Source organism: Agrilactobacillus composti DSM 18527 = JCM 14202 (genome assembly GCF_001436375.1).
GTDB classification, from domain to species: domain Bacteria; phylum Bacillota; class Bacilli; order Lactobacillales; family Lactobacillaceae; genus Agrilactobacillus; species Agrilactobacillus composti.
This window is the reverse complement of sequence record NZ_AZGA01000041.1, coordinates 46941-49263: the sequence shown is the minus strand read 5'-3', so window position 1 is coordinate 49263 and position 2323 is coordinate 46941. Positions and strand designations below refer to the sequence as shown.

Sequence of the window (2323 nt, the reverse complement as noted above, 5' to 3'; positions counted from 1 at the left end):
TTAGAATTTCTGAGATTTTTGTTTTTCATCGGTGCACTTGACAGGGACCCTATCATGATGATGATTTTCCTGGAAGTTTTTTAGTTGGTACTGAACTTATTTTTTGTCGGCAGATTTGCTTGCTTTATCCTGGCGTTTACGGCGTAGGGCGATTAAACCAGCTAAAGTTGCAAAGCCTAAAACACCTACGCCCAGCATTTGTAATCGAATTTGTTTAGCTTCACCGGTTTGTGGCAGTGACGTTAAGCCGGTGGCCTTTGTCGGTGTTTGCTTGTCTTTGTCGTGATTTGGCGTGCCAGTTGAGTTTGAATTGGCGGTATTGACCAATTGACCTAGAACACCATTGGAACTTGGCGTCGTCGTTGGTTGTGGTGTCGCCGGAGTAGTAGTTGGCGTTGTCGGGTCAGTAGGTTTTGTTGGATCAGTTGGTGTCGTTGGTTTGCTAGGGTCGGTCGGTTTAGTTGGATCAGTTGGTGTGGTCGGCTTGCTAGGGTCAGTAGGTTTTGTCGGGACGGTTGGTGTAGTTGGCTTGCTCGTGTCGACGTGTTTCTTGATATGGACGATGGCTTTGCCATCCTTGATGATGGTTACGATGGTAGAACTTGTGGCATCATAACCAGCAGGAACATCCCCATTTACATCGACAGTAGAACCCGATTTGCCAGTCACCGTCATAGAATGGACAGTATTGTCATACTCATCCACAAAATCAACCTTGGTAGAAACATCTTCAGCCGGTGGCGTTGTTTGTTGTTTCTTAACATGAACTATAGCCTTACCATCTTTGGTGATGGATATGGTAGTGGAGCTAGTTGGATCATAGCCCTTCGGCACATCTTTTATGACGTCAACGGTGGAACCCGGTTTGCCAGTCAAGGTAACAGAATGGATAGTATTGCTATTCTCGTCCACGAAATCGACGTTGGTGGTAACATCTTCAACTGTTGGCGTTGTCTGTTGCTTTTTGACATGAACGATAGCTTTACCATCCTTGGTGATGGTTACGATGGTAGAACTTGTGGCATCATAGCCGGTTGGGACATTTCCGTTCACATCAACGGTAGAACCTGGTTTACCAGCCACAGTTACAGAATGAATGGTGTCGCCATTCTCGTTTACGAAGTCAACGTTTGTGGCAACATCTGCTTCAACGGGTGCATCTTTTTTGACGGTAATATTAATCACGCCATCTTTGGCTAAAGTGACAGTGGTCGGATCAACGGCGGTATAACCAGTAGGGACGTCAGCAAATACATCGACCTTATCACCATCTTTCCCAGTCTTAATCGTAGAGCCAACAACAGCCTTGTTCTCATCCACAAAGTTAACGGTGGTCGTCACATCGGTTTCAACGGGTGCATCTTTTTTGACAGTGATATTAACGATGCCAGCTTTAGACAAAGTAATGGTAGTTGGATCAACGGCAGTATAGTCGACAGGGACGTCAGCGGCGACGTCTGTCATATCACCGTCTTTCCCAGTTTTCTCAACCGTCTTAATCGGTTGCTTCGTTGTTTCGTCTACAAAATTCACGGTGGTGGTCACATCAGTTTCGACTGGTGCTTTCTTCTCAACCTTGATATTGACCACGCCGTTTTTAGATAAAGCGATGGTAGTTGGGTCAACAGCAGTATAACCAGCAGGGACATCGGCAGACACGTCTACCTTATCGCCATCTTTCCCAGTTTTAACCGTAGAGCCAACAACAACATTGCTTTCATCCACAAAGTTAACCGTGGTGGTCACGTCAGCTTCAACAGGCGCTTCCTGTTTCACTTTGATATTAACCACGCCGTCTTTGGTTAAAGTAACAGTAGTTGGGTCAACGGTCGTATAACCAGTAGGTAGGTCAGCAGCGACATCAACTTTGTCGTCAGCTTTCCCAGTCTTAGTCACAGACTTGATTGCTTTGCCAGTTGTTTCATCGACGAAATTAACCGTTGTAGTCACATCAGTTTCAACTGGGGCATCTTTTTTTACCGTGATATTGACGATGCCGGCATCAGTTAAAGTAACGGTAGTTGGATCAACGGCAGTATAGCCGGCTGGCACATCCGCAGCGACATCTACAGTCGTGTTGGCTTCGCCAGTCTTATCAATAGAGCCAACAACCTCATTATTTTCATCCACAAAGTTAACTTTAGTGGTCACATTGGTATCAATCTTCGTGTAAGTTACCGTCACTGTTTGATCAGTTGGCTCCGTGGTAGTCTGAGCCAATGGGTCGGTGAAAACCTTGGTCTTGTCGGCGGTATAGCCGGCAATTTCGGGCACGTCTACCGCAATATCTGTGGTATCAGGTGTCCAAACGCCACTAGCGTTA

1 protein-coding gene is annotated in these 2323 nt (G+C 46.1%); it reads right to left on the bottom strand.

The window, feature by feature from the left end:
• Nucleotides 1–96: 96 nt before the first annotated feature.
• The coding region (locus FC83_RS07155) for an LPXTG cell wall anchor domain-containing protein (RefSeq protein WP_201782547.1) at nucleotides 97–2323 on the bottom strand (2227 nt) is incomplete at its 5' end.